The organism is Streptomyces sp. L2 (genome assembly GCF_004124325.1).
GTDB lineage: Bacteria > Actinomycetota > Actinomycetes > Streptomycetales > Streptomycetaceae > Streptomyces.
This window is the reverse complement of sequence record NZ_QBDT01000001.1, coordinates 3,289,605-3,315,639: the sequence shown is the minus strand read 5'-3', so window position 1 is coordinate 3,315,639 and position 26,035 is coordinate 3,289,605. Positions and strand designations below refer to the sequence as shown.

General features: G+C 71.3%; 25 protein-coding genes. 10 read left to right on the top strand and 15 right to left on the bottom strand.

Features of this window, described 5'->3' with window-relative positions; genetic code table 11:
• Positions 1 to 37: 37 nt before the first annotated feature.
• Positions 38 to 862, bottom strand: a complete 825-nt coding sequence (locus DBP14_RS14300; RefSeq protein ID WP_129307599.1) for a hypothetical protein — start codon at positions 860 to 862, stop codon at positions 38 to 40.
• The gene (locus DBP14_RS14295; protein WP_129307598.1) at positions 859 to 1,773 is read right to left on the bottom strand and encodes an ATP-binding cassette domain-containing protein; all 915 of its coding nucleotides are present in this window, start codon (positions 1,771 to 1,773) and stop codon (positions 859 to 861) included. The genes DBP14_RS14300 and DBP14_RS14295 overlap by 4 nt, the downstream gene beginning before the upstream one ends.
• 345 nt (positions 1,774 to 2,118) lie before the next feature.
• Here DBP14_RS14295 and DBP14_RS14290 point away from each other — a divergent pair, with 345 nt between their 5' ends.
• From DBP14_RS14290 to DBP14_RS14275, 4 genes are all read left to right on the top strand, one after another.
• Positions 2,119 to 2,595 (top strand): hypothetical protein, encoded by a 477-nt coding sequence (locus DBP14_RS14290; protein WP_129307597.1) that lies wholly within the window; start codon positions 2,119 to 2,121, stop codon positions 2,593 to 2,595.
• Between the two features lie 80 nt (positions 2,596 to 2,675).
• Positions 2,676 to 2,978, top strand: coding sequence for a hypothetical protein (locus DBP14_RS14285; protein ID WP_129307596.1), 303 nt, complete (start codon positions 2,676 to 2,678; stop codon positions 2,976 to 2,978).
• A 290-nt stretch (positions 2,979 to 3,268) separates the two neighbouring features.
• Entirely contained in the window at positions 3,269 to 3,625 is a 357-nt protein-coding gene (locus DBP14_RS14280; RefSeq protein WP_129307595.1) for a DUF805 domain-containing protein, read from the top strand.
• A 109-nt stretch (positions 3,626 to 3,734) separates the two neighbouring features.
• Entirely contained in the window at positions 3,735 to 4,955 is a 1,221-nt protein-coding gene (locus tag DBP14_RS14275) for a PLP-dependent aminotransferase family protein (RefSeq protein WP_129307594.1), read from the top strand.
• On the opposite strand, the gene DBP14_RS14270 is transcribed toward DBP14_RS14275, so the two are convergent.
• Entirely contained in the window at positions 4,939 to 6,345 is a 1,407-nt protein-coding gene (locus tag DBP14_RS14270; protein ID WP_129311855.1) for a helix-turn-helix transcriptional regulator, read from the bottom strand. The genes DBP14_RS14275 and DBP14_RS14270 overlap by 17 nt on opposite strands.
• A gap of 177 nt (positions 6,346 to 6,522) precedes the next feature.
• Between DBP14_RS14270 and DBP14_RS14265 the strand changes: the two genes are divergently transcribed.
• On the top strand, positions 6,523 to 7,308 hold the full coding sequence (locus DBP14_RS14265; protein WP_129307593.1) for a DUF4232 domain-containing protein: 786 nt from the start codon (positions 6,523 to 6,525) through the stop codon (positions 7,306 to 7,308).
• Positions 7,309 to 7,312: 4 nt separating this feature from the next.
• Here DBP14_RS14265 and DBP14_RS14260 read toward each other — a convergent pair whose 3' ends face one another.
• Both DBP14_RS14260 and argS read right to left on the bottom strand, forming a co-directional pair.
• On the bottom strand, positions 7,313 to 8,116 hold the full coding sequence (locus DBP14_RS14260) for a DUF4253 domain-containing protein (protein WP_129307592.1): 804 nt from the start codon (positions 8,114 to 8,116) through the stop codon (positions 7,313 to 7,315).
• Positions 8,117 to 8,313: 197 nt separating this feature from the next.
• The gene (gene argS, locus DBP14_RS14255) at positions 8,314 to 10,080 is read right to left on the bottom strand and encodes an arginine--tRNA ligase (protein ID WP_129307591.1); all 1,767 of its coding nucleotides are present in this window, start codon (positions 10,078 to 10,080) and stop codon (positions 8,314 to 8,316) included.
• Between the two features lie 146 nt (positions 10,081 to 10,226).
• Here argS and lysS point away from each other — a divergent pair, with 146 nt between their 5' ends.
• Entirely contained in the window at positions 10,227 to 11,996 is a 1,770-nt protein-coding gene (gene lysS / locus DBP14_RS14250) for a lysine--tRNA ligase (protein WP_129307590.1), read from the top strand.
• A gap of 72 nt (positions 11,997 to 12,068) precedes the next feature.
• On the opposite strand, the gene DBP14_RS14245 is transcribed toward lysS, so the two are convergent.
• The 3 genes from DBP14_RS14245 to DBP14_RS14235 all read right to left on the bottom strand — a co-directional run bounded on the left by DBP14_RS14245 (position 12,069) and on the right by DBP14_RS14235 (position 15,323).
• Complete coding sequence (locus tag DBP14_RS14245; protein ID WP_241740909.1) at positions 12,069 to 13,346, bottom strand: DUF2637 domain-containing protein; 1,278 nt, start codon at positions 13,344 to 13,346, stop codon at positions 12,069 to 12,071.
• Between the two features lie 84 nt (positions 13,347 to 13,430).
• A complete protein-coding gene (locus DBP14_RS14240) occupies positions 13,431 to 14,345 on the bottom strand; it encodes a DUF3558 family protein (RefSeq protein WP_129307589.1) in 915 nt (304 codons plus the stop codon).
• Positions 14,346 to 14,471: 126 nt separating this feature from the next.
• Entirely contained in the window at positions 14,472 to 15,323 is an 852-nt protein-coding gene (locus tag DBP14_RS14235; protein WP_129307588.1) for a DUF3558 domain-containing protein, read from the bottom strand.
• A 246-nt stretch (positions 15,324 to 15,569) separates the two neighbouring features.
• On the opposite strand from DBP14_RS14235, the gene DBP14_RS14230 reads away from it, so the two are divergent.
• Positions 15,570 to 16,763, top strand: a complete 1,194-nt coding sequence (locus tag DBP14_RS14230; RefSeq protein WP_129307587.1) for an RtcB family protein — start codon at positions 15,570 to 15,572, stop codon at positions 16,761 to 16,763.
• Positions 16,764 to 16,823: 60 nt separating this feature from the next.
• Here the strand turns inward: DBP14_RS14230 and DBP14_RS14225 are convergent, their stop codons facing one another.
• The 6 genes from DBP14_RS14225 to DBP14_RS14200 form a co-directional block, all read right to left on the bottom strand.
• Complete coding sequence (locus tag DBP14_RS14225) at positions 16,824 to 18,278, bottom strand: ATP-binding protein (protein WP_129311853.1); 1,455 nt, start codon at positions 18,276 to 18,278, stop codon at positions 16,824 to 16,826.
• Between the two features lie 9 nt (positions 18,279 to 18,287).
• Positions 18,288 to 19,037: a response regulator transcription factor gene (locus DBP14_RS14220; protein ID WP_129307586.1), complete on the bottom strand. Its 750-nt coding sequence runs from the start codon at positions 19,035 to 19,037 to the stop codon at positions 18,288 to 18,290.
• A 128-nt stretch (positions 19,038 to 19,165) separates the two neighbouring features.
• Positions 19,166 to 19,777, bottom strand: a complete 612-nt coding sequence (locus tag DBP14_RS14215) for an FMN reductase (protein WP_129307585.1) — start codon at positions 19,775 to 19,777, stop codon at positions 19,166 to 19,168.
• Positions 19,774 to 20,865: an LLM class flavin-dependent oxidoreductase gene (locus DBP14_RS14210; RefSeq protein WP_129307584.1), complete on the bottom strand. Its 1,092-nt coding sequence runs from the start codon at positions 20,863 to 20,865 to the stop codon at positions 19,774 to 19,776. Before DBP14_RS14210 ends, DBP14_RS14215 begins: the two co-directional genes overlap by 4 nt.
• 249 nt (positions 20,866 to 21,114) lie before the next feature.
• Positions 21,115 to 21,597, bottom strand: coding sequence for a MarR family winged helix-turn-helix transcriptional regulator (locus DBP14_RS14205; RefSeq protein WP_129307583.1), 483 nt, complete (start codon positions 21,595 to 21,597; stop codon positions 21,115 to 21,117).
• Positions 21,598 to 21,736: 139 nt separating this feature from the next.
• Positions 21,737 to 22,297, bottom strand: coding sequence for a hypothetical protein (locus DBP14_RS14200; protein WP_241740908.1), 561 nt, complete (start codon positions 22,295 to 22,297; stop codon positions 21,737 to 21,739).
• Between the two features lie 308 nt (positions 22,298 to 22,605).
• Between DBP14_RS14200 and DBP14_RS14195 the strand changes: the two genes are divergently transcribed.
• The 3 genes from DBP14_RS14195 to DBP14_RS36040 all read left to right on the top strand — a co-directional run bounded on the left by DBP14_RS14195 (position 22,606) and on the right by DBP14_RS36040 (position 23,942).
• Complete coding sequence (locus DBP14_RS14195; protein WP_129307582.1) at positions 22,606 to 22,947, top strand: YnfA family protein; 342 nt, start codon at positions 22,606 to 22,608, stop codon at positions 22,945 to 22,947.
• A gap of 78 nt (positions 22,948 to 23,025) precedes the next feature.
• Positions 23,026 to 23,793: an SDR family NAD(P)-dependent oxidoreductase gene (locus DBP14_RS14190; RefSeq protein ID WP_129307581.1), complete on the top strand. Its 768-nt coding sequence runs from the start codon at positions 23,026 to 23,028 to the stop codon at positions 23,791 to 23,793.
• Entirely contained in the window at positions 23,793 to 23,942 is a 150-nt protein-coding gene (locus DBP14_RS36040; protein ID WP_164992329.1) for a hypothetical protein, read from the top strand. Before DBP14_RS14190 ends, DBP14_RS36040 begins: the two co-directional genes overlap by 1 nt.
• A 15-nt stretch (positions 23,943 to 23,957) precedes the next feature.
• On the opposite strand, the gene DBP14_RS14185 is transcribed toward DBP14_RS36040, so the two are convergent.
• Positions 23,958 to 25,763 (bottom strand): phosphatidylglycerol lysyltransferase domain-containing protein, encoded by a 1,806-nt coding sequence (locus DBP14_RS14185; RefSeq protein ID WP_129307580.1) that lies wholly within the window; start codon positions 25,761 to 25,763, stop codon positions 23,958 to 23,960.
• Between the last annotated feature and the right edge of the window lie 272 nt (positions 25,764 to 26,035).

The window sequence follows — 26,035 nt, the reverse complement described above, 5'->3', positions numbered from 1 at the left end:
CTTCCCCGAGTGCCCTCCCGTCCATCGTGACGGTGAGTCAGCCGGCCCGCCGCACATAGGCGGCATGTCCAGCCGCAGCCACCACGGCCGTGAAGGCGCCGAACACCAGGCCCGCCAGGATCCCGTGATGGGTGGCCCCGTCGGACAGCATGGCCCGGCCCGCCGCGAACGGCAGCCAATCACCGACCGCCGACAGGTCGAGACCGGGAACCTGGCCGGACAGGGCCATGATGATTCGCTCTCCGAGCGCGGGCACCAGGAAGAGCACCAGCACGGGGCCGACCCGGTTGCGCACGAGTGCCGACACCGACGTGCACAGCACCATCCAGCACGCCATCCACACCGCCAGTCGCAGTGTCGCGGCGCCCAATTGGCCCCACAGCGGCTGATGGACACCCTTGGCCGCAGCGACCACCGACAGACCGCCGACCTCCAGCACTGCCGTGGCCACGGACACGACCACGCCTATGGCCGCGCCCACGAGGCACTTCGACCAGAACGCATGACTGCGGGAAGGTGCAGTCAGCCAGGTGGTGCGAGCCGCGCCGCGCATCAACTCCGCCGAGACCGGACCGGTCCCCAGGACCATCAGATAGAAGCCGAGTACTGGCATCTGCGTCAGACCGGGTGACCACTGCAGCGAGTCCACCAGCGCGGGATCAGTCATGTCCTTGGAGGACTCGACGATGAACGGTGCCGCGACGGGCGGCCACACCGCGAGCAGAGCGACGATTCCGAGCAGGATCCACGTGGAACGCAGCGCGACCAGGTGCCGCAGTTCGTATCGGCAAGCACGCCCCCACACCTCTCGGCCCGGCGGGGTGAGGCCGGCGTCCCCCTCGATGAATACGGCGCTGCTCATGCGATCTTGAACTCCTCGCGTGCGATCGTCAGGTAGAAGTCTTCGAGGGTGGGCCTGGTCTCGGTCAGCAGGAACAGCGGAATGCCGTCGCCGAGGCACAGCCGGGCCAGCCTTTCCCGGTTCACCCCGGTGATGTCCGCGGTGTCGGGCCCGGTCTGGCGCAACCGGATGTCATGCCGGCTCGTCAGCGCTGCCAGCTTCCGCACGTCGTCGGGCGCCAGTTGCACCTGTACCACCGCCTGGCTGTCGGCACGGGCCAGGAGATCGCTCATGGATGCCTCGGAGACGATCCGCCCCTGGGACAGGACCGCGACGCGGTCGGCCATCTGCTGCATCTCGGCCAGCAGATGACTGGACACCAGCACGGCCGTACCGGCATCCGCCAGGGTGCGCAGGAAGTCGCGGAGCCAGCGGATCGCATGCGGGTCGAGACCGTTGGCGGGCTCGTCCAGGATCAACACGCGTGGTGAACCCAGCAGAGCCTGAGCCAGCCCGACCCGCTGTGACATGCCGAGCGAGAGCGAGGCCAGCCGAGCCGTTGCGGCTTCACGCATGCCCACCCGCTCCAGTACCTCGTCGACGCGCGCGTCAGGCACACCAGCGCCCGCGGCGACCATCCGAAGGTGATCCCGCACGCGGTGCTTCGGGTGGCCTCCCACGCCGCCGAATGCCGCCCCCACGACACGGGACGGCGCCTTCCAGGCGAGGAGCGGGCGGCCGAGGAACAGCGTCTGGCCCTCACTCGGCAGCAGGCCGAGCATGGCACGGAGGGTCGTCGTCTTACCGGCGCCGTTCGAGCCGACGAACCCCGTGACGGATCCCGCGCGCAGATCCATCGACACCCCGTCCAGCACCTGTTTCTTCCCGAAGGCACGCGTCAGTCCGCGCACCTGAACAACTATGTCGCTCATCAACACCTCGTTCAGGACACAAAAAATCGGCGTGGCCGACCGGGCGGCAAGACGCCCGCTGCCACGCGCCGCAGTGCGACCCCCCTCGCGGGAGGCCCGGGACTCTAGACCGCGACCACCGGTCCGGCGTTCCTCGGGCGCGGCGTGTTCACGCTCACCCGGCAACCTGACCTGGTGGAACCAGGTGTCCGGCCGGCCCTAAAGTTCTATGCCCAAAGATCCAATACCCGTTGAGGCGCGGCCTGACGAAGATGATCCCTGTACGCCCGATGGCCCGGGCGTACAGGGGGGTTCACCGTTCCAGCGGTGAATGCCCCGTGTCCGCAAGCGACATGGGAGTACCCAGTGAACAACAAACTGCGCCTGACCGCAGCATCCGCGGTCGCCGCGACCGTCATAGGTCTGGCCGGCACCACCGCCCAGGCCGCCACTCAGCACGACACGGCCGGCCGGGCCACCGCCACCACCCAGGTCATCAAGGCCGACAACAACGCCCAGGCCCGAGCCATTGCCCACAACCTCACCAGCAACGGGGTGGCCACCAGCGCTGAGGTCAAGGGCTCCTCGGTGGTCGCCAAGGGCGTCAGCGTCGGCAAGATCATTACGCTGGTCAAGAAGTCGAAGCCGGCCTGGCAGTGGCTCGTCAAGAACGGCAAGAAGGCCTACCAGCTCGGCAAGACCAAGGGTGTCGCGTACATCCGCCGCGAGATCGACAACATGAAGTGGTACAGCCCCGTCAAGTGGGTGCTGAAGGGCAGCGGCTTCTACTCCTCCGCCGCCACCATCTGGGAGGTCATCACCTGGGTCTACCACCACGTGTAAGCCGGCCGATGCGATGATCTGACCGCCCCCGCCGCTGCCCGACGCGGGGGCCATTGCGCCAGGGCAGCACACGAGGAGACATGAGTACTCAGACCCAAGAAGCAAAGGCCAGGACGACCGACAACGTCTGGTGGGCGGTGCCGGCCCTGATCGGGCTGCTGGCCGACACCATCGCCTTCCTCGTCCCGGTCGACGCCGGAGAAGCGGTCGCCTGGTACGTCCTCGTCGCCGGCGGCGTGGCGATCGTCCCGGCCGCTGTGCGGTCTCTGGTCAAGGGTGCGGCCAGGCAACTCGCGCGGATTCCGGGCCTGCTGATCGCGCTGTTCATCGCCGGGTCCTACCTGTTCGCCTTTCACAGGGGCGGCATGCCGTTCGGGAACTGACGTCGTGCCAACGTCGGGAAGCCGCGCTGTCGGACACGGTCAGGGCTCCTTCCCGTACCGGAACGGCGACGAAACGGGCGCGGTGTGCTGTCGGTTCGGCAACGGAACGGGATCGATTCCGGGATGCTCGCCGGGTTCGTCCCGGGATGCTCCGTGAACTGGGCGGATCCGTCTGGAAATCGACGTTTGAGACGCGTTGCAACATGAGTGACGCGTACTCGCCAAACCCTTAATCTCTGCGCCTGGCCTGCTCCGACCGGACCGGCCGAACGCCGAGCCCTGGGGGTCTCATGAGCTGGTTCCTCGAAGCGCTGAAGAAGTACGCCGTGTTCAGCGGCCGCGCGCGCCGCAAGGAGTACTGGATGTTCGTGCTCTTCTACTCGATCATCTACGCCGTGGTGCTGGGCATCGGCGTCGCCGCCAAGATGCCCGCCCTCATCGCCCTTCCGGTGCTCGCGCTGCTGCTCCCCGGCTGGGGCGTCACCGTGCGCCGGCTGCACGACACCGGCCGTTCCGGATGGTGGATCCTCCTCGGGATCGTCCCGCTCGTCGGTCCCATCGTCCTCCTGGTGTTCTCCGCCACCGAGGGCGAGGCCGGCCCGAACAAGTACGGCCCGAACCCGAAGGAAGCCCCGGCGCTCGTCTGAGGGCCCACTCCGGCGGTCCGGATCCCGGAACGGTCCGTGTAGGCGGCACACGACTCCCTAGGCTGGCGGGGCAGATGACGTCCCGTGACAGCACGAGGAGAGCCGCGCCATGACCGTTGCCGAGAACGCGCCGACGACCCGCGTGCCGCTTCCGCCCCTCGCCGCCCGTGCCCGGGCGGTGGGGGGCTCGCCCGTGCGGGACATCCTCGCGGTGACCGCGCGGCCCGAGGTGATCAACTTCGCCGGCGGGCTGCCCGCGCCCGAGTTGTTCGACCGCGAGGGGATAGCCGCCGCCTTCCGGGGCGTGCTGGAGGAGACGCCGGAGCGGGCGCTGCAGTACTCCACCACCGAGGGCGAACCCGTACTGCGGGCCGGACTCGCCGCACGCGTCACCGCGCAGGGACTGTCCACCTCCGCCGACGACCTCCTCGTCACCACCGGCTCACAGCAGGCGCTGTCCCTGCTCGCCACCGCCCTCCTCGAACCCGGCGACACCGTGCTCGTCGAAAGCCCCTGCTATCTGGCGGCACTTCAGGTGTTCGGCCTGGCGGGGGCCCGCGTCGTCGCCGTGCCGGGGGACGAGGACGGCGTCGATCCGGCCGCCCTCGCCGAACTGGTCCGGCGCGAGCGGCCCAAGCTGCTCTACCTCGTCCCCACCTTCCAGAACCCCACCGGACGCACGATGCCCGCGGCGCGCCGCGAGGCCGTCGCCGCCGTCGCCGCCCGCGAGGGACTGTGGATCGTCGAGGACGACCCCTACGGCGACCTACGCTACGACGGCGACCGCGTCCCCTGGATCGCCACCCTCCCCGGCGCCGAGGACCGGGTGGTCCTCCTCGGCTCCTTCTCCAAGATCATGGCCCCCGGCCTGCGCCTCGGCTGGATGCGGGCACCCGCCGCACTACGGCGGGCCTGCGCCGTCGCCAAGCAGGCCGTCGACCTGCACACCCCCACACTCAACCAACTCGCCGCCGCCCGCTACTTGAGCGGCCTGGACGCCCACGTCGCCCGCGTGCGCGCCGTCTACGGCGAACGCCGCGACGCCATGCTCGCCGGGCTGCCCGGCGCCCTCCCCGAGGGGGCGACCTGGACCCGCCCCGAGGGCGGCATGTTCCTCTGGGCCCGCCTGCCGCGGTCGTACGACACGACGGACCTGCTGCCCCGGGTCGTGAAGGAGGACGTCGCCTACGTCCCCGGCGCGCCCTTCTACGCCGGCGACCCCGACCGCTCCACCCTCCGCCTCTGCTTCGTCACCCAGACCCCCGACGAGATCACCGAGGGACTGCGCCGGCTGCGCCGGGGACTCGCCGCCGTCACTCCTCCCGCTTGATCCACTCGCCGCCGCCCAGCGGGTAGTCGTAGCCCGGCCGGTCCACATCGGCGCTCGTACGGAACGGGACGCCGTCGTTGTCGATGTGCACCGTGCCGTGCCTGCTCCCGCTGGACCACTCCAACGAGAGGTCCCAGCGGACGTCGTGCGCCTTGCTGTGCGCGGTGACGTAGAAGACCTCCGGATCCGACTCGCTGACCTTGTACGGGAAGTCCCGCTGGCCGTTCTTCACGGTGACCGCGGGACTGCCGTCGTCCAGGTCGACGTCGAACGACTCGCTGTCGACACCGCCCCCGCAGCCCACGCCCATCGAGTAGTCGTTCCAGGCCAGCGGCGCGCCCTTGGAGAGGAAGCGCACGTGCAGCGCCTCCAGGACGACCGTGTCCGCGCCCGTGCCCTGCACGGTCAGGGCGATCCGCTGCTCCCCGGACGAGACGGCGCCGTACGCGCCGGCCCAGCGCCGGGCGTCCTGCTCGCCCGCCGGCGGGCCGACCTGCGCGGGCTCGCTGTCCACCAGGAAGTGCTGGCTGCACGGACTGTCGTAGACGTAGGGGCGGACGCCCACCGTCAGCGGTACGGCACCCGTGCCGGTGCCGTGCCCGCGGGTGTGGGGAGCCGATCCGCGTGAGCCGGGAGCGGACGCCGACGCCGGCGCGGACGGCTCGCGGCTCCGGTCCGCCCCGCTCGGAGAGGGGCTCGCGGACCGCGAGGCGGAGGGGGACGCCTTCGGGTGGCCCACCCCTGCCGCGGTGGCTCCGACGGCCACCCGGCCGTCCGCGGTACTCCGGTGCCCACCGCCCGGCGGATTCACGGCCAGGACGACGGCACCGACGACCGCCGCCACCGTGGCCAGCGCGGCGGAGGCGATCAGCGCGGTACGGCGCCGACGGCGGGCCGGGGATGAGGGCGGGGGCGGGGGCGGTACGTCACCGGAAAGGGGGCCTACGTCGGGGAGCGGGGCCACGCTCGGGTGCGGGCCCTCGGTCGGGTGCGGGGACGCGTTCGGGGCCTCTGGCTGTGGGCCGGCCCCGGCTTCGGCGTCCACTTCCACGTCGGTTCCGGCGGCGGTGGTGGTCGTCTCGCCGCTCCTCGGCGCCGCCGGCCGCTCCGGGGTGCGGCCCCGTGCCGCGTCCGCGAGGATCCAGTTGCGGTGCAGCTCCACCAGCTCCTGCGGCGTGGCCCGGCAGACCCGCGCGAGGCGCTCCACAGGGGCGTAATCGGCCGGTACGGCAGCGCCGTTGCAGTAGCGGTGCAGCGTCGACGTACTCATGTGGAGCCGCTTGGCCAGCGTTCCGTAACTGAGTCCCGAGCGGTCCTTCAGCTCCCGCAGCAGCCGGGCGAACGCCTCCGTCTCCTCGGGTCCTGTGGTCTCCGGCACCCGTTCCTCCATCCCCCGGTGTCCCATTCGCGCGTTCCAGGCGCGCTGTATTCCCCCTGGTCAAACGCCGTTCGAGTGTTCCAGTGTCCCCAAGTGCCGGCCACGGGTACCGGCTGGGACGGATCACCCCACAGGCTTCGGATCATCCAAGCACCAACCCGACCCGAACACCGAAGGGGCACCACCACCATGGCCGGTATCCGGAACTCCCGCACCCGTGTCCTGACCGCCGCGGCGACCGTCGCACTCGCCGCGCTCTCCCTGACCGCCTGCAACGACGGAACGGGCACGGTCGACGAGGGCTCGTCCACGGCGGCCTCCGCGTCCGCGTCCACCGGGGGCGACTCCCAGGCCACTCCGCCGACGTCGACGTCAGCCTCGACGCCGGCCTCTGCATCGAAGGGCACGGCCGCCGCGGGCACGTCCGGCTCCTCCACGTCCTCCGGCGCCAAGGGCTCCTCGGGCGCCGGTGCCAAGCCGACCCCGGCCCCCGCGCGGCACACGGGCGGCACAGGCGGCGGAACGGGCGGCAGCACGGGATCGAACAAGCCGGTGACCTGTGAGGGCTCGACCACCAAGATGGTCGCCGCCCCGCTCAACCGGCCCGTCAACCACATGCTGCTGACCGTCACCAACACCGGCAGCAGGACCTGCTACCTGTACGGCTACCCGGCCCTCCGCTTCACCGGGGCGCAGGCCGTGCCGCCGGTCATCGACGACTCGCACCCCCAGGCCGTCGTCACGCTCGACCCCGGGGAGTCCGGGTACGCCTCCGTGAACCTGTCCTCCGCCGACGGCAGCGGCTCCTACGGCCACACCGTGAAGTCCCTCACCGTGTACTTCCAGGGCCGCTCCGGTGACTGGAACGCCGGCAAGGCCGCGCACCCCGCGCTGCCCGCGAAGGGTGTCTACATCGACGACACGCTCAAGGTGACGTACTGGCAGCAGTCGATGGACGACGCCATCGACTGGTGAGGGGTCAGTCCCACCAGAAGGACCAGGTGGGGGCGGCGATCAGGTCCTTCGCGTAACTGCCCAGATTGCCCGGGGCGGTCTGGGTGATGTTGTCCGGGCAGAACGCGAAGTGCTCGGCCGCCACCGCCTCCGCCTCGGTGAGCGTGGTCGGCGGGGCGGCGACGGAGAGCGTGAGGGTGTCGAGGCCGAGGCCCACCACGCGTATACCGAAGCGGTCCTCCCAGGAGCGCAGTACGGCGCAGAGCCGGGCCACGTCGTCGTCGTAGTTGACGGGTCCCGTCCAGCCGATCGCCGCCGGTATGTCGGCGGAGCGGCGGGCCGGGACCAGGGCCAGGTGCGGCTCGGTGAACCAGGAGGACGTGCCGTCCGACAGCGCGTCGGCGGCCTGGGCGGCGCGGACGTCCGGGTCGGCGGCGAGGGCGGGGGAGGGCGCGAGGCCGGGCCAGTCGGCGCGGAACGGCTCGACCGTCTCCGCTGGGCCCGCACCGGCCTCGTCCTCCCAGTACTCGGCGAGGACCTCCTCGGCGTCGTGGTCCCCCGGGTACGACATCTCGTCGGGCGCCAACTCCCAGAAGGCGGGGCCGCCCTGGGGCCCGTCGAGGTCCACCAGGAGCGGAAGCAGCCCCGCACGGCCGGCCGGTATGCCCAGGGCCCGCCAGGTCCCGGGCGCCGCCTGCTTCTCCGCGTGCCACAGCACGGGTTCGCGGCCGGGCACCCCGACCAGCCTGCCGGGCGGAAGCTGGAGCCCGACGGAACGACCACTGGGGTCAGTGGCCAGCCTGGGCAGCGGATTGGGAAGAGTCGCCATGCCGCCGACTGTAAGGGCAGCCACTGACAACGCCGTTGGCCGGGCCGACCCGAACTGAATGGTGGCCGTGGGGCAGCCCGACACTGGCCGAAGAAGCGAGTGGCCCCACGGTCACTTGACGACGCCCGGCCGTGGACGCAGCCCACGCCGCCCCCCGGTAGGGAGCGACGTTCAGGGCGAGCCCCGTCGACGGGAAGCTACAGCTTCTCCGGCGTCCGGATGCCCAGCAGGGCCATCCCCCGCTGCAGCGTGCGGGCCGTTACGTCGCACAGGAAGAGGCGGTTCTCCACCTGGGCCGGCGTCTCGGCCTTGAGGACCGGGCACTTGTCGTAGAACGACGTGTACAGGGACGCCAGTTGGTAGAGGTAGGCCGCCAGCTTGTGCGGGGCGTAGTCCGTCGCCGCCTCCGCGACCGTCTCCGCGAAGGAGTCAGCGTGCAGGCCGAGCGCGCGCTCCGCCTCGTGCAGTTCCAGCTCCGGGTGCGCGGCGGGCCGTACCTCACCGGCCTTGCGCAGGATGGACTGGATGCGGGCGTACGCGTACTGGAGGTACACGGACGTGTCGCCGTGGAGGGAGACCATCTGGTCCAGGTCGAACTTGTAGTCGCGGTTCGCGGACGTCGACAGGTCCGCGTACTTCACCGCGCCGATGCCCACCTGGGTGCCCCGCTCGGCGATCTCCGCCTCCGACAGGTCCTGTGCCTTCTCCCGGACGACGGCCGACGCGCGGTCGATCGCCTCGTCGAGGAGGTCGACCAGCTTGACCGTCTCGCCCTCACGCGTCTTGAACGGCTTGCCGTCCTTGCCGAGGACCGTGCCGAACGCCAGCTGGAACGCCGTCACGTCGTCGTTCAGCCAGCCGGCCCGGCGGGCGGTCTCGAAGACCATCCGGAAGTGCAGGGCCTGGCGGGCGTCCACGACGTAGAGCAGCGTGTTGGCCTTCAGGTTGAAGACGCGGTCGCGGATCGCGGAGAGGTCGGTGGCCGCGTAGCCGTAGCCGCCGTCGGACTTCTGGACGATCAGCGGGACCGGGTTGCCCTCCGGGCCCTTGATGTCGTCGAAGAAGACGCACAGCGCGCCCTCGGAGCGGACCGCGACACCGGACTCCTCCAGCAGGCGGCACGTCTCGGCCAGCATGTCGTTGTAGCCGGACTCGCCGACGATGTCGGGGTCCCGGATCTCCATGTCCAGCTTCTCGAAGACGGAGAAGAAGTAGATCTTCGACTCGTCGACGAACTTCTGCCACATCGCGAGGGTCTTCGGCTCACCCGCCTGGAGGTCGACCACCCGGCGCCTGGCCCGCGTCTTGAACTCCTCGTCGGAGTCGAACAGGCGGCGCGCGGCCTTGTAGAGGCGGTCGAGGTTCGACATCGCCTCCTCGCCGCTCACCGCGCCGGACGCCTTGTGGTCCAGCTCGTGCGGGTGCTCGTCCAGGTACTGGATGAGCATGCCGAACTGGGTGCCCCAGTCGCCGATGTGGTGCCGGCGCACGACCGTCTCGCCGGTGAACTCCAGCAGCTGTACGACCGCGTCACCGATCACCGCCGAGCGGAGGTGACCGACGTGCATCTCCTTCGCCACGTTCGGCTGCGCGTAGTCGATCACCGTCGTGCCCGGGTCCGCCGCGAACGGCACACCGAGCCGGCCGGTGTCGTCCGCGTACCGCGCGGCCAGGTTCGCCGTGATCGCCCGGTCGGCGATCGTCAGGTTGAGGAAGCCCGGGCCGGAGACCTCGATCTCCCGGATCACGTCACCCGACTCCACCCGCGCCACGACCTGGGCCGCCAGTTCCCGCGGGTTCGCCTTGGCCTTCTTGGCGAGCGCCAGGATCCCGTTGGCCTGGAAGTCCGCCCGGTCGCTACGTCGCAGCAGCGGGTCGGCGTCGGCGGCCTCCGGCAGGGTGGCCGAGAGGGCGGACGCGAGGCGCTGCTGGACGGAATCGCTGAGGGACGTGACCGAGGCCATAGGAAGGGGTGCCGTTCTCCTCGTGGGGATGGATAGACCCGGCCAGTATCCCACGGGGGGCAAAGCGGTTTTCCCGGTCACGGGGTGGTCTGGGAGAATGGGACCGTCACCAGTTTCCGAAGCGTTCAGCGTTCAGAAAGAAGGACGTGCCGATCGTGGCTCAGAGCACCGAGACCGCCGACTGGGTCTCCCGTTTCGCGGATGACGTCATCGAGGAGTCGGAGCGCCGAGCCCCGGGCAAACCCGTCGTCGTGGCGTCCGGGCTGTCCCCGTCCGGACCGATCCACCTGGGCAACCTGCGCGAGGTGATGACCCCGCACCTGGTCGCCGACGAGGTCCGCCGCCGCGGACACCAGGTCCGCCACCTGATCTCCTGGGACGACTACGACCGCTACCGCAAGGTCCCCGCGGGCGTCCCCGGCGTCGACGAGTCCTGGGCCGAGCACATCGGCAAGCCGCTGACCTCCGTGCCCGCCCCCAAGGGCTCGGCGTACCCGAACTGGGCCGAGCACTTCAAGGCCGCGATGACCGAGTCGCTGGCCGAGCTGGGCGTGGAGTTCGACGGCATCAGCCAGACCGCGCAGTACACCTCGGGCGCCTACCGCGAGCAGGTCCTGCACGCGATGAAGCACCGCGGTGACATCGACGCGATCCTCGCCCAGTACCGCACCAAGAAGGCACCGGCGAAGAAGCAGCAGCAGAAGCCGGTCGACGAGGCCGAGCTGGAGGCCGCCGAGGGTTCGGGCGCCGCGTCCGAGGACGACGGCAGCTCCACGGCCGGGTACTTCCCGTACAAGCCGTACTGCGGCAACTGCGAGAAGGACCTGACCACCGTCACCTCGTACGACGACGACACCACCGAGCTGTCGTACACCTGCACCGCCTGCGGCTTCACCGAGACCGTCCGGCTGACCGAGTTCAACCGCGGCAAGCTGGTCTGGAAGGTCGACTGGCCGATGCGCTGGGCCTACGAGGGTGTGATCTTCGAGCCCTCCGGTGTCGACCACTCCTCGCCCGGCTCCTCCTTCCAGGTCGGCGGGCAGATCGTCGGGATCTTCGACGGCAAGCAGCCCATCGGCCCGATGTACGCGTTCGTGGGCATCAGCGGCATGGCCAAGATGTCGTCGTCGCGCGGCGGCGTCCCCACCCCCGGGGACGCGCTAAAGATCATGGAGCCGCAGATCCTGCGCTGGCTGTACGCCCGCCGCCGGCCCAACCAGTCCTTCAAGATCGCCTTCGACCAGGAGATCCAGCGGCTCTACGACGAGTGGGACAAGCTGGTGGGGAAGGTCGCTGGGGGCACCTCCCAGGCATCAAGCACTGGGGGAGGCTCCGCCCTGCCGGGTGACGTCGCCGCGTACACGCGTGCCGTCGGCACGGCCGCCGGCGAGCTGCCGAAGACGCCCCGCCCGATGCCGTACCGCACGCTCGCCTCCGTCGCCGACATCACCGCCGGCCACGAGGACCAGGCGCTGCGGATCCTCTCCGAGCTGGACCCGGAGCAGCCGCTCGCCTCCCTCGCCGAGGTCCGGCCCCGCTACGACAAGGCCGAGGCGTGGATCAACCACCACGTACCCGCCGACCAGCGGACCATCGTGCGGGACGAGCCCGACACCGACCTGCTGAAGTCCCTCGACGAGCCCTCCCAGCAGTCGGTACGGCTGCTGCTCGACGGCCTCGCCGAGCACTGGTCGCTCGACGGCCTGACCCACCTCGTGTACGGCGTCCCGAAGGTCCAGGCCGGCTTCCCGGCCGACGCCACGCCCAAGGAGCTCCCGCCCGAGATCAAGACGGCCCAGCGGACGTTCTTCGCCCTGCTGTACCACCTGCTCGTCGGCCGCGACACCGGCCCGCGCCTGCCCACGCTGCTGCTCGCGGTGGGGCAGGAGAGGGTGCGGGCCCTGCTCGGGGAGTAGGGCGCGACACCCCCCAGGCACGGGGAAAGGGGGCCTTCCGTGGCGGAGGGCCCCCTTTTCGTGTCCGCGCGCTCAGGCGATGTGGTCTTCCTCCAGCTCCGCGTTCAGGCGGGCCGTGAAGTCCAGGACCATGCGCTTGGCCTCGGGCTCGGGCAGGGAGATGCCGAACTCGGCCTCTATGTTGTCGAGGAACTGGCCCGGCGTCGGCACGCCGCTGTCGGTGATCGACTGGCGGAAGACCTGGTAGTAGCTGTCCATGTCCGGCTCCGGGACGCCGCCGCCCTCGCCGAGTTCGCGGGTGCGGTTGGGGCCGACCGGGATGGGGAAGCTGCCGGTCTCCTCCGGAGGGGGTGCCTGGTCCTCGTAGCCCTCGTACCAGTCGCCGTACTCCTCTTCGGGGGCGTACTGGGGTTCGGGGGCCGGGTCGAAGGTGGGGTCGTAGCCGCCGTGGTAGTCGATCTCGCGGGGGGTCTGGAACCAGGGGCTCTGCTCGTCGGGGGCATCCGGGTTCGGGTGGCCGGGGTTCACGGGATGCCCGGTGTTCTGCTGGCCGGGGAGTTGGGGGCGCTGCTCGCTGAGAGGTGCTGCCGCGCCCACCCGTGCCGCCCCAGCGGCACGATTGCCCGCGGCTGCGGCGTCGATCGCCGGGATCACTTGCGGTTCGATGCCTGCCGCTGCCAGGCCAGCCGGGGCTGTTTCCGCCAGGGGGACGCCGTAGCGGGCCAGGCGGAGGGGCATGAGGGATTCGACGGGGGCTTTGCGGCGCCAGGCGCGGCCGAAGCGGGAGCGGAGGCGGGCCTGGTAGACGAGACGTTCCTGCTCCAGCTTGATGACCTGGTCGTAGGAGCGCAGTTCCCAGAGCTTCATGCGGCGCCAGAGCAGGAAGGTGGGGACGGGGGAGAGGAGCCAGCGGGTGAGGCGGACTCCTTCCATGTGTTTGTCGGCGGTGATGTCGGCGATGCGGCCGATGGCGTGGCGGGCCGCTTCGACGGAGACGACGAAGAGGATGGGGATGACGGCGTGCATGCCGACGCCGAGGGGGTCGGGCCAGGCGGCGGCGCCGTTGAAGGCGATCGTCGCCGCCGTGAGGAGCCAGGCCGTCTGCCGCAGGAGCGGGAAGGGGATGCGGATCCAGGTCAGGAGCAGGTCGAGGGCGAGCAGGACGCAGATGCCCGCGTCGATGCCGACCGGGAACACGTAGGAGAAGTTCCCGAAGCCCTTCTGGATGGCCAGCTCACGGACGGCCGCGTACGAGCCGGCGAAGCCGATACCGGCGATGATCATGGCCCCGCTCACCACCACGCCGATGAGAACGCGGTGCAAGCGGGTCAGCTGCAGTGGCCCGGCCACTCGTACTCCCCTCCCCTTGCGTGTTGTTGCGCGCAACAGAGTGGCACACGTGTGCGGCGAACGTGGTGTCGGCCGGAGCTTGGGTCAGCTCTTCTTGGCGGCGGACTTGGAAGGGGTCGCCTTGGCCGATGCCTTGGCGGAGGCCTTCGCGGACGTCTTCGGGGACGGTGACTTCGACGCCGGCTTGGAGGGCGACGCGCTGGACTTGGCCGGCGAACTCGGCTTCGCCCCCTGCCCGTTGGCGGACTTCACCGACTCCACGACCTCCTTGACGGCCTTCTCGGCGGCCTTCGTCAGGTCGTCCGCGTCGGGGGTCTTCTCGCCCGCGAGACCGGCGCCGTTGTAGTCCAGGGTCACGACGACGTTCTCGACCCGGGCCACGACCGTCTGCTGCTTGAATTTGCCTTCCTTCTTCTTCAGGTCGTAGCGCACCGCCGTCGCCTCGTCACCCGCACCGGAGACCGGCTCCGACTTGGCGCCCTTCGCCCCGTCGACGCTCTGGGCGTCCTTGACCTGCCGGCTGTAGTAGGCGTGCGCCTGGTTCTCGCCGGAACCGCGGGCCGTGTCGGAGTCGAAGCGGAGGAGGGAGACGTTCAGCCAGCGGAACTGGGAGCCCTTGACGCCGTTGTTGTCCAGGCTGCTCCAGTGGCACGAGGCGCGCGTGGCGACATCGTCCGTCGCGCCCTCCTTGCCCGACTTCACACCCTTGGGCACCAGATCGGTGAGGGACTTCTTCGACAGCACCGAGCACGCCTCGGGAAGCGTCTTGTACGCGGCCGCCCGCACGGACGGCGAGGCCGAGGGCTGCTTCGAACCGCTGCCGCCCGTGCTGCTCTGCGAGCTCGCGGAGTCCCCCTTCGCCTTGCCGTCGCCGGAGTCGGAGGAGCACGCGGCGGTGATCAGGACGGCGGGGACGGCGACCGCGCAGACAAGGGCGCGGCGAAGACGCCTGGCTCGCTGTGCATGCGGACGGTCGGCTCGCTGGGCTGCTCGCTGCATGGTTCCTTCACTCGTGACGCTCGGTGTTCGTGCGGGTTCCTGCGGGGCCACCGTACGCGGTGAGAGGGCCGTGCGTTTTCTGTTCCCGAGCTTTGGGAGAGGGCGCGGGAGGGGCCCGCGGGGCGGTCAGCCGCCCAGTGCGTCCGCCAGTTGAGAGGCCAGATTACCGGCCCTGTCCTGCATTTCCTTGCTGTCCGGGACCGTTCCCGTGGCCGTCGGCTGCTCCTCGTACTGGATGGTGACGATGACGTTCGACGTGCGGAACACCACAGTCACCGTCCGCTGTTCGGCCGTCGAACCGGAGCCGCCGAGCTGGTCGTCCAGATACGCCTCGTCACCGAGACCGGAGAGCGTGCGCGGCTGGAGGTCGGCCGGAGTGCCCGACGGGGAGCCGGACGGCGAGGAGGTTCCAGAGGGGCCCGAGGGGCCGCCGCTCGGCTTGCCGGACGTGGAGGCCGTGCCGCTGGCGGCACCGGTGGTCGCACCGGTGGTCGCACTGGTGGCGCCGGCCGTGGACGACGCGCTCGGCTCCGGGAGGTCGGCGGCCGTCTCCTTCTGCGTGAACAGCTTCTGCGCCTCGTCGTCGTCGCTGACCGTGTTGTCGTACGACACCACGCGCTCCATGTCGACGGACAGCCGGTCCGTGGCATCGGCGGAGTCGACCTTCCAGCGGCAGCCCACCTGGCGGTCGGTGTCGTAGGTGAGCGTGGCCTCGCCCTGGTAGGCCTTGTCCCGCTGGTCCGGGTCGGTGATCTGCTGGATGCCGGGGAGCAGGGAGTCGAGGGTGTCGTGGTCGACGGCACGGCAGGGTTCGGGGAGCGTGCTGTACTTGCCGGGCTGGGCCGCGGTCGTCGCCGTACCGGCGTCGCCGGGGTTGGCGTCGTCCGTCGGACTGCCGCCACCGGAACCGCTGGTGCAGCCGGCCAGCAGGGCCGCGAGGAGGGCGGCGGTGCCGGTTACGTACGCCTTCCGCTGCACGGTTCTGGCTCCCTCTCGACGGTGTCGCTCTGCTCGGTACTCCAGTGTCCCCGCAGGTTATTCGCTTGCCGTGGCGGGGCGCCCCCTGGACACAATGTGTACCGCACGCACCGCTGTGAACGCCGGTCCCTTGTCCTGTCTGCCCGGCTTTGTCGCACCTTTTGCGTTTTGCTGCTTTCCATCCATTTGCTGAACTTGTCTTGTTTGTTGTGCTGTTGTCATGTCACCGGGGGAGAAGAGGACGTCATGTCGTACGTGGAGATGCCGGGCGCGCGGGTTCCGATCCGTATGTGGACCGATCCGGCGTCGGTCGAGGACGGCGCCCTGCGCCAGCTCCAGAACGTCGCCACCCTGCCCTGGATCAAGGGCCTGGCCGTCATGCCGGACGTCCACTACGGCAAGGGGGCGACGGTCGGCTCGGTCATCGCCATGCGCGGCGCGGTGTGTCCGGCCGCGGTCGGCGTGGACATCGGCTGCGGCATGTCGGCGGTGCGCACCTCCCTGACCGCCAACGACCTCCCCGGCGACCTGTCCCGACTGCGCTCGAAGATCGAGCAGGCGATCCCGGTGGGCCGCGGCATGCACGACGACCCGGTCGACCCGGGCGACTTCCACGCCCTGCCCACGGCGGGCTGGGACGACTTCTGGGGGCGGTTCGACGGGGTCGCGGACGCGGTGAAGTTCCGTCAGGGGCGTGCGATCCGGCAAATGGGGACACTTGGCGCGGGAAATCACTACATCGAACTGTCGTTCGATGAAGAGGGTGCGATCTGGCTCACGCTGCACTCCGGGTCCCGGAACATCGGCAAGGAACTGGCGGAATTCCACATCGGTGTGGCCCAGAAGCTTCCGCACAACCAGGGGCTGGTCGATCGCGATCTCGCCGTCTTCGTCTCGGACACTCCACAGATGGCCGCGTACCGGAATGACCTCTACTGGGCGCAGGAGTACGCCAAGTACAACCGCACGCTCATGATGGCGCTCTACAAGGACGTGATCCGCAAGGAGTTCAAGAAGGCCAGGCCGACCTTCGAGGCGGAGGTCAGTTGTCACCACAACTACGTCGCTGAGGAGCGCTACGAGGGAATGGACCTGCTGGTGACCCGAAAGGGCGCGATCAGGGCGGGTGCAGGTGACCTCGGCATCATCCCGGGGTCGATGGGCACGGCGACGTACATCGTGAAGGGCCTTGGCAACGAGAAGGCATTCAACTCGGCCTCCCACGGTGCCGGCCGGCGCATGAGCCGCGGCGCGGCCAAGCGGCGCTTCTCGGCGAAGGACCTGGCGGAGCAGACCCAGGGCGTGGAGTGCCGCAAGGACTCGGGCGTCGTGGACGAGATCCCGGGCGCCTACAAGCCGATCGAGCAGGTCATGGACCAACAGCGGGATCTGGTCGAGGTGGTGGCCAAGCTCAAGCAGGTGGTGTGCGTCAAGGGCTGACGTGAGAGTCCCCCGGTCGCCTCGCGTTCAGCCGTGGGGAAGCCTCCGCTTCCTTGCCGGTCAGGCCCGGGGCAGGGCTGCGTCCCTGCCCCGGGTCGCTCCGTGGAAGCCGCCCAGGGTGAAGCCGATGATGGCGCCGCCGCCGGGGCGGGCGGAGGCGAAGGGGGCGCCGGCGTGGGCCAGGGCCACCTCGCGGACGATGGAGAGGCCGAGGCCGGAGCCGGGGAGGGAGCGGGCGTCGGTGGCCCGGTAGAAGCGGTCGAAGATGCGGATCAGGTCGGGTTCGGCGATGCCGGGGCCGCGGTCGAGGACCTCGACGCGGACCATGCCCGGGCGGGCGAGGCCGGTGACGACGACCTCGATGGGCGCCTGCCCGTCGCGGTCGAACTTGGCCGCGTTCTCGACGAGGTTGGAGATGGCCCGCTGCAGCATGCCGGGGCGGCCGTCGGCGCTCGTGTCGCCGCTGGTGCGCAGGACGATGTCGCGTCCGGTACGGCGTTTGGCGAGGCCCACGACGTCCTCGGCGATGTCGGCCACGTCCACCCGCTGCGGCGGCTCCGCGTCGGACTGCCCGGCGGCGAGGTCGACGAGCTCGTTGACCAGGTCGGTGAGTTCGCGGGCCTCCTGGCTGAGGTCGGCGACCAGGTCCTCGCGGGTCGCCGGGGGCAGTTCGTCGATGCGGCGCAGCAGCGAGATGTTGGTGCGCAGGGAGGTGAGCGGCGTACGGAGTTCGTGGCCGGCGTCCTGCACCAGGCGCCGCTGGTCCTCCTCGGACTGGGCGAGCCGGCCGAGCATGCGGTCGAAGGCGCGGCCGAGGCGGCCGACCTCGTCGAGTCCGGCGACGGGCACCTCGATGCCCAGTTGCCGGGTGCGGGCGACGTCCTCGGCGGCCGAGGTGAGGACGCGCAGGCGGCGGGTGATGCGCCGGGCCAGCCACCAGCCGAACAGCCCGGCGGCGACGACCACCGCCGACATGAGGATGAGGGTCCGCTGCTGCAGCGCCCGCAGCAGGTCCTCGGTGTCGCTGAACTCCTGCGCGACCTGGACCGCCCCGCGTCCGTCGCCGAGGGAGACGGTGGCGATGCGGAAGAGGTCGTCGCCGACCCGCACGTCCTTGTGCTCGGCGAGTTTCCCGGCCGCTCCGGCGCGGGCCACGGATCGGTCGTGGGCGGTGACGGGCAGTACGGGGCTGCCGTGGTCGGCGACCTCGCCGCGCGCGCCGAGCACCTGGACGTCGGTGCGGGCGGGCCGTACGACGTCGTGGCCGGGGCTGGAGGAGGAGAAGTCCGCCGGGGACATCTCCTGCTGCCGCACCTCGTCCTGCACGTCCTGCACGACCTGGGTGAACACGGACTGCTGGTCGACGCGGACGAGCCGGGCGGCCGAGCTGTACGACAGGATGCCGACGAGGATCGTGACGGCGGCGGTGACGGCCGCGAAGGACACGGCGAAGGTGGTGCGCAGCGAGACCAGCTCGGGCCGGCGTCGGGCCAGCGGCCGGCGCAGCCCGCGCAGCCCGCGCACTCAGTCCTCCCGCAGCACGTAACCCACGCCTCGCACGGTGTGGATCAGCTGCGGGGCGCCGGGTTCGTCGAGCTTGCGGCGCAGGTAGCCGACGTACACGGCGAGGTTCTTGGAGCCGGGGCCGAAGTCGTAGCCCCAGATGCGGTCGTAGATGGTGGAGTGGTCGAGGACGATCTCGGCGTTGCGGACGAGCAGTTCCAGCAGCTCGAACTCGGTGCGGGTCAGCTCCAGTTCGCGGGTGCGGCGCCAGGCGCGGCGGGCCTGGAGGTCCATGCGGATGCCGGCGGCCTCGATCTGCCGGTCGGGGGCGGAGGCGGGGGCGGTGGCGTCGCGGGCCGGGTCCGTGCCCGGTCCGGGGGCGGCGCCGCTGCCCGCGGTGACGGGGGAGGTGCGGCGCAGCAGGGCGCGCAGCCGGGCGAAGACCTCTTCGACGTCGAAGGGCTTGAGGACGTAGTCGTCGGCGCCCGCGTCGAGCCCGGCGATGCGGTCGGCGGTCTCGACGAGGGCGGTGAGCATGAGGATGGGGGTGCGGTTGCCCTCGGCGCGCAGCACCCGGCAGACCTGGAGGCCGTCGATGCCGGGCATCATGACGTCCAGGACGAGGACGTCGGGCGGGGTGCGGTGGGCCTGCGCCAGCGCCTCGACGCCGTCGGCGACCGCGGTGACCTCGTAGCCTTCCAGCGTCAGGGCACGTTCCAGGGCATGTCGGATGGCGCGGTCGTCTTCGGCGAGCAGCACATTCTGGGGCACGTCCCCAGTCTGCCAAGGCCGACGGTGCTTCGGCCGGGCCGGGCGGGTCTACGATCACCCTTTTTACCTGGCTCTCACCGTCACAGGGGCAACCCCGGGCGCCCGCCTACCGTCCTCCCGCCGTCGGCTCAGGCGGCGCTGAGCCGGGCCAGGTGTTCGGCGAAGGGGACCAGGCCGGGCTCATCGGGTGCGGGAGCGCCCTCCGGCTCCGGCCCCGCCGCCGACAGGCCCGCCATCAGCGTGGCCAGCTCGCCGGCCGCCCGTTCGATCCGGTCGGCGAGGCCCTCAGCGCCCCAGTCCTCCGAGGCGGCGTACACGGCCGTGGGCACGACGACGGCCTTGAGGTAGGCGAAGAGCGGGCGCAGGGCGTGTTCGAGGACGAGGGAGTGCCGGGCGGTGCCGCCGGTCGCGGCGACGAGGACCGGCTTGCCCGCGAGGGCGTCCGGGTCGAGGACGTCGAAGAACGACTTGAACAGGCCGCTGTAGGAGGCGGTGAAGACGGGGGTGACGACGATCAGCCCGTCGGCCGCCGTCACCGCTTCCTGCGCGGCGGTCAGGGCCGGGCCGGGGAAGCCGTTGGTGAAGGCGTGCGCGATCTCCACGGCGAGGTCGCGCAGCTCGATCACCTGGACCCGGGCGGGGGCCGGGACGTGCCGGTCCACGGCGGCGGCCAGCCGGTCGGCCAGCAGCCGGGTGGAGGACGGCACGCTCAGCCCCGCGGAGACGACGACGAGGTTCATACGGTGCTCACCTCCTGGGCGGCGGAAGCGGTGCGGGCGGCGTGGGTGGGGGCGTCCGGGACACCGGCGGGGCGGCCGGCGGCGAACTCCTCGCGCAGGACCGGGACGACCTCCTCGCCGAGCAGGTCGAGCTGCTCCAGCACGGTCTTCAGGGGCAGTCCGGCGTGGTCCATCAGGAACAGCTGGCGCTGGTAGTCGCCGGCGTAACTGCGGAAGGACAGGGTCTTCTCGATCACCTGCTGCGGGGAGCCGACGGTGAGCGGGGTCTGCTCGGTGAAGTCCTCCAGGGAGGGGCCGTGGCCGTAGACCGGGGCGACGTCGAAGTAGGGGCGGAACTCGCGGACCGCGTCCTGGGAGTTCTTCCGCATGAACACCTGGCCGCCGAGGCCGACGATCGCCTGCTCGGGGGTGCCGTGCCCGTAGTGGGCGTAGCGGGTGCGGTACAGCTCGACCATGCGCTTGGTGTGGTCGGCGGGCCAGAAGATGTTGTTGTGGAAGAAGCCGTCGCCGTAGTAGGCGGCCTGTTCGGCGATCTCGGGGGAGCGGATGGAGCCGTGCCAGACGAACGGCGGTACGCCGTCCAGCGGGCGGGGCGTGGCGGTGAAGCTCTGCAGCGGGGTGCGGAACTTGCCCTCCCAGGTGACGACGTCCTCGCGCCACAGGCGGTGCAGCAGGGCGTAGTTCTCGATGGCGAGGTCGATGCCCTGGCGGATGTCCTTGCCGAACCAGGGGTAGACCGGGCCGGTGTTGCCGCGGCCCATCATGAGGTCGACCCGGCCGTCGGCGAGGTGCTGGAGCATCGCGAAGTCCTCGGCGATCTTCACCGGGTCGTTCGTGGTGATCAGGGTGGTGGAGGTGGAGAGGACCAGCCGCTCGGTGCGGGCGGCTATGTAGCCGAGCATGGTGGTCGGGGACGACGGCACGAACGGCGGGTTGTGGTGCTCGCCGGTGGCGAAGACGTCGAGGCCGACCTCCTCGGCCTTGAGCGCGATGGCGACCATGGCCTTGATCCGCTCGTGTTCGGTCGGGGTACGGCCCGTGGTGGGGTCCGGCGTGACGTCGCCGACCGTGAAGATCCCGAACTGCATGGCGGCTCATCCTCCAGGTTGTTGATTCTTCAACTACACCTGGGGAACCGACCCCGTCCCGGCGCTATTCCCGGTGGCTGTCCGCCCGCGCTACTCCCGGCCCGCGGTCGCCCGTGCTCCGCCCCGGCCCGTAGCCGCGCGCGCTACTCCCGGCCCGCAGTCGCCCGTGCTCCGCCCCGGCCCGTAGCCGCGCGCGCTACTCCCGGCCCGCGGTCGCCCGTGCTACTCCCCGGTCCGTAGCCGCGCGCGCTACTCCCCGGCCCGCAGTCGCGCGATCTGCGTTCCGCTGAAGTCCACCGTCCGCTCCATGTGCCGGACGATCGTGGCCAGCTCGGTGTCGTCGAGGTCGTCGAACAGGGCGGACCAGTCGCCCGACAGCGACTCCCACATCCGCCCGAACTCGGCGATCCGCTCGGGCACGGTCGCCACCAGCACCCGCCGCCGGTCCACCTCGTCCCGCCGCCGTACGACGTACCCGGCCCGCTCCAGCCGGTCCACCAGCCGGGTCGCCGACCCCGTGGTCAGGCCCGTCAGCTCGGCCACCCGGCCCGTGGTGACCGGCTCGCGCTCCAGCGTCAGCAGGTTCAGGCACTGCAGGTCGGTCGGATGCAGGCCGATCCGGTCGGCGACGGCCTGGTTGAACAGGGCGTACGACGCCATGTACCGCCGGGACACCGTGCCGAGCCGCTCCAGCAGCCGGGACCGCGCGGCCCCCGACTCGTTCCCGGGCATGCCGTACTCCCCTTCGTCTGCGTGGTGCAGAGATCGTACGCGTCCGACGGGAACGGTGCGGCCTGCGGGGCCGGGGGCCCGACGGGACGGCGGAAACGGCGGCGCGGGGCCGGCCGGTGTCAGAAGGGCCCGGCCGGTGTCAGAAGGCGTACGCGTCGCCGGTGGCCAGGACGAGCACCTTCAGCTGGTCGTTGGTGTGGTCCTTGTCGGTCGCCCCGCCGTTCCAGGCGGTGCCGACCTCCAGGGTCACCTGGGACGCCTTGTCCTTCAGCCGCACCGACACCTGGATCTGCGCCTCGACCCCGCCCGAGGCCATCGCCCCGGTGTCGCAGACCACCGTCCGCTCGTCGGTCCGCGCACAGCCGGCCGGCAGCTTCAGCGCGTCGGTGGTCAGCGGCACCGACCAGCGCAGCCGCACGCTCGCGTCCGGTACGGCGGCGGGTCCGAGGTTGCTCGGGGTGACCTTCACGTCGACCTGGTCGTCCTTCATCACAGCGGTGCCGTGGAAGGCCAGGTCGGCGGAGGGGGGCGCGGGGGTGGCCGAGGCCGACGGGGTGGCGGACGGGGTGGGCCCGGCCGCGCCGGTGTCTCCGGCGGCTCCGGTGGCGGGTCCCGCGGCCATGCCGCCCAGCACCAGCGCGGCTCCGCACACCCCGGTCATCGCCATCCCGATCCGCGCCCGCATCGATACGCCACTCACCACTGCACGCCTCCGCATCCGCACGTCCCTGATCCGTGTGCCGTACCGATGTATGCCACGTGGACGGCACGGCAGGCGCCGTCCAACAGGTGACAGCGCCCGGTGAGGGGCGGTGGACCGGCCGTGCCGCCTGCCGCCCTCTGCCTTGGGGCTGCTGCCCGCCTGCCGCGCCCGCCTGCCGCTTGCGGTGCCCGCTTGCCGCCTGCCGTGCCCCCGCCGCCTCCTGCCCCTCGGGCTGCCGGGTGCCGGCTGCAACCCGCCTCCTACGCGCCCGCCCGCCGCAGGCGCCCGCGTGCGAAGCTGCCGCCATGTCGCTGGTCCTCCGCTCCGCCGCCCTGTTCGTCGTCGCCGCCGTCTTCGAGATCGGCGGGGCCTGGCTGGTCTGGCAGGGCGTACGCGAGCACCGGGGCTGGCTGTGGGCGGCCGGCGGGGTGCTTGCCCTCGGCGCGTACGGCTTCGTCGCCACGTTCCAGCCGGACGCCCACTTCGGCCGCGTCCTCGCCGCGTACGGCGGCGTCTTCGTGGCGGGCTCGCTCCTGTGGGGTGTCGTCGCCGACGGCTACCGGCCCGACCGGTGGGACATCACCGGAGCGCTGGTCTGCCTGGCCGGCATGGCCGTGATCATGTGGGCGCCGAGGAGTGGCGGTTGAGGCTCGCTTACGCTGGAGGGCGGCCCCGTCCAGCCCAGCCCGCGTCGCCCCGGCGCCGCCCCGAACCCAGGAGTGCACATGGCCCCCGCCGCCCCGTCCCGCATCGCCGTCGTCACGGGCGCGAGCAGCGGCATCGGCGCCGCCACGGCCCGGCAGCTCGCCGCGGCCGGCTACCGGGTCGTCCTCACCGCCCGCCGCAAGGACCGTATCGAGGCGCTGGCCGAGGAGATCACCGCGGCGGGGCACGCGGCGACGGCATACCAGCTGGACGTCACGGACCGCGCGGCGGTGGACGAGTTCGCCACCGCGTTCAAGACGATCGGCGTCCTGGTCAACAACGCGGGCGGCGCGCTCGGCGCCGACCCGGTGGCCACCGGCGACCCGGCGGACTGGCGCACGATGTACGAGACGAACGTCATCGGCACCCTCAACCTCACCCAGGCCCTGCTGCCGAAGCTGGTGGCGAGCGGCGACGGGGTCGTGGTCGTCGTGTCGTCCACGGCGGGCCACGGCACCTACGAGGGCGGCGCCGGCTACGTCGCCGCCAAGCACGGCTCGCACGTGCTCGCGGAGACGCTGCGCCTGGAGATCGTCGGGCAGCCGGTCCGGGTCGTGGAGATCGCGCCCGGCATGGTCAAGACCGACGAGTTCGCGCTGACCCGGTTCGGCGGCGACTCGGAGCGCGCGGAGAAGGTCTACCAGGGGGTCGCGGAGCCGCTCAGCGCGGACGACGTGGCCGAGACGATCACCTGGGCGGTCACCCGCCCCAGCCACGTCAACGTCGACCTGCTGGTCCTGCGCCCCCGCGCGCAGGCGTCCAACACCAAGATCCACCGGGAGTCGTGATGACAGTCGATCCGGACTCGCTCGAGCAGAGGCGCCTCGCGCAGGAGACCAAGGACGAACGCAGGGTCTGGTACTTCCTGGGGTACTTCCTGTTCGGCATCCACATCGTGGCGTTCGTGATGATCTACGCCGTGCGCCACGCGAAGTAGCACTCTGGCGCGCGCCTACGACCGTGACGGCCGTCCGCCCAGTCCCGGGAGGGTGAGGAAGCCCTCGGCGCGGGCGCTGGCCAGGCCGATGCGGGGGATGTCGGCGGTCTTGGCGAACAGCAGGAACCGGGGCTCCCACACCGGGCGGTACTTGGCGTTGGCGCGGTAGAGGGACTCGATCTGCCACCAGCGGGAGAAGAAGGTGAGCGTCGAGCGCCACAGGCGCAGCACCGGGCCGGCGCCGAGGCGGGAGCCGCGTTCGAAGACCGAGCGGAACATCGCGAAGTTGAGGGAGACCCGGCGGATCCCCAACTCCTCTGCCTGCAAAAGCAGTTCGACCACCATGTACTCCATGAGGCCGTTCTCGCAGGCCCGGTCGCGCCGCATGAGGTCCAGCGACAGGCCGTGCTCGCCCCAGGGGACGAAGGACAGCAGGGCGCGGGGTTCGCCGTCGGCGTCGCGGCACTCCAGCATCACGCAGCGGCCGTCGGAGGTGTCGCCGAGGCGGCCCAGCGCCATGGAGAAGCCGCGTTCGGTGGTGCCGTCGCGCCAGCGGTCGGCACGGTCGACGAGGAGGGTCGTCTCGTCGTCGGGGATGTCCTCGTGGCGGCGGATCCGGACGGTGTATCCGGCGCGGCGGACCCGGTTGTGGGCCTGGCGGACGCCGCGCATGGCGCGGCCGTCCAGGGTGAAGTCGGCGAGGTCGACGATGGCCTCGTCGCCGAGTTCCAGCGCGTCGAGACCGTGCCGGCCGTAGATCGTGCCGGCCTCCTCGCTCGCGCCCATCACGGCCGGGGTCCAGGCGTGCCGGCGGGCCTCGGCCAGCCAGGCGTCGATGGCGCCGGGCCACGCCTCGGGGTCGCCGATGGGATCGCCGGAGGCGAGGCTGACGCCGCCCACGACGCGGTAGGTGACGGCGGCCTTGCCGCTCGGGGAGAACATGACCGACTTGTCGCGGCGCAGCGCGAAGTAGCCGAGGGAGTCGCGCTCGCCGTGCCGGTCCAGCAGGGCGCGCAGCCTCTCCTCGTCCTCGGCGGCGAGCAGGCGGGCACCGCGCGGGGCGCGGAAGCAGGCGTGCAGGACGAGGACGAAGACGGCGGCCGTCAGGAGGTTGACGATGACGTCCACCCAGCGGGGCGCGTCGACGGCGTCGACGCGGTCGGCGAGCGGTCCGACGCTGATGCCGCGCAGCAGGGTGTAGGAGATCTCGTCCTTGAGGCCGGCGCCGGGGACCGTGTTGGTGGCGCGGACCAGCAGCGTGCCGAGGGTGCCGCCGACGAGGAGGCCGCCGGCGCCGACGGCGAGGGCCAGGCGCGGGTTGGAGCGGTCGCCGAGGGCGTCGAACTCGCGCCGGCCGAGCAGCAGGGCGGCGACGAACAGGCCGGTGAGGGCCGCGGAGAGCCAGTTGAACGGGTGCTCGCGGTAGGAGCCGCGGGTCAGCGCGATGACGTAGAGGCCGAAGAGCGGTCCGGCGAGGAGCAGGTTGAAGACCCACGCGGCGCGTTTGCGGCGGTGCATGACGACCGCGAGGAACAGGGCGAGCGCGGCGGAGACCAGGCCGGCGGTGGCCAGGTAGGGGGTGAAGAACTCGCCCGCGTTGTGCTCGTGCACCTCCTCGCGGAACGGGAGGGACAGCACCGCGACGATGTTCAGCACCGCCTGCAGGCGCAGGTACCAGACGGTGGCCGCGGCGGCCCGGGCCCGGAGTGTGCCGGTGCCGGCCGGGACGACGGCCGTGGGGTCGGGTGCGCGGCGGGGGGAGCGGGGGGTGCGCTGGGCGGGAACCTGAGGGGAGATCAGGGTCGACTGTCGAGCGGGCATGGTGACCGGTCACCTTGAGGGAGGGGACGGAGGACGGGGAGGACGGGGTGAGACGCTGACCCTACAGGCCGTAGGGTAGCGCGGATTCGGGAGTGCCCGGATCAGGGGTACGTCCGCCTCACACCGAGTTCCTACCAGGTGCGGGGGGTGCGACCGGCCGGGGTGGCGTCCTGGCGGCCGGTCCAGGGGGTCGGCCGGCCGTGTCAGGAGTCACTCGGGTCCGTCCGGAGTCGATCGGGCCCGGTCAGGAGTCACCTGACCCGGCCGGGAGC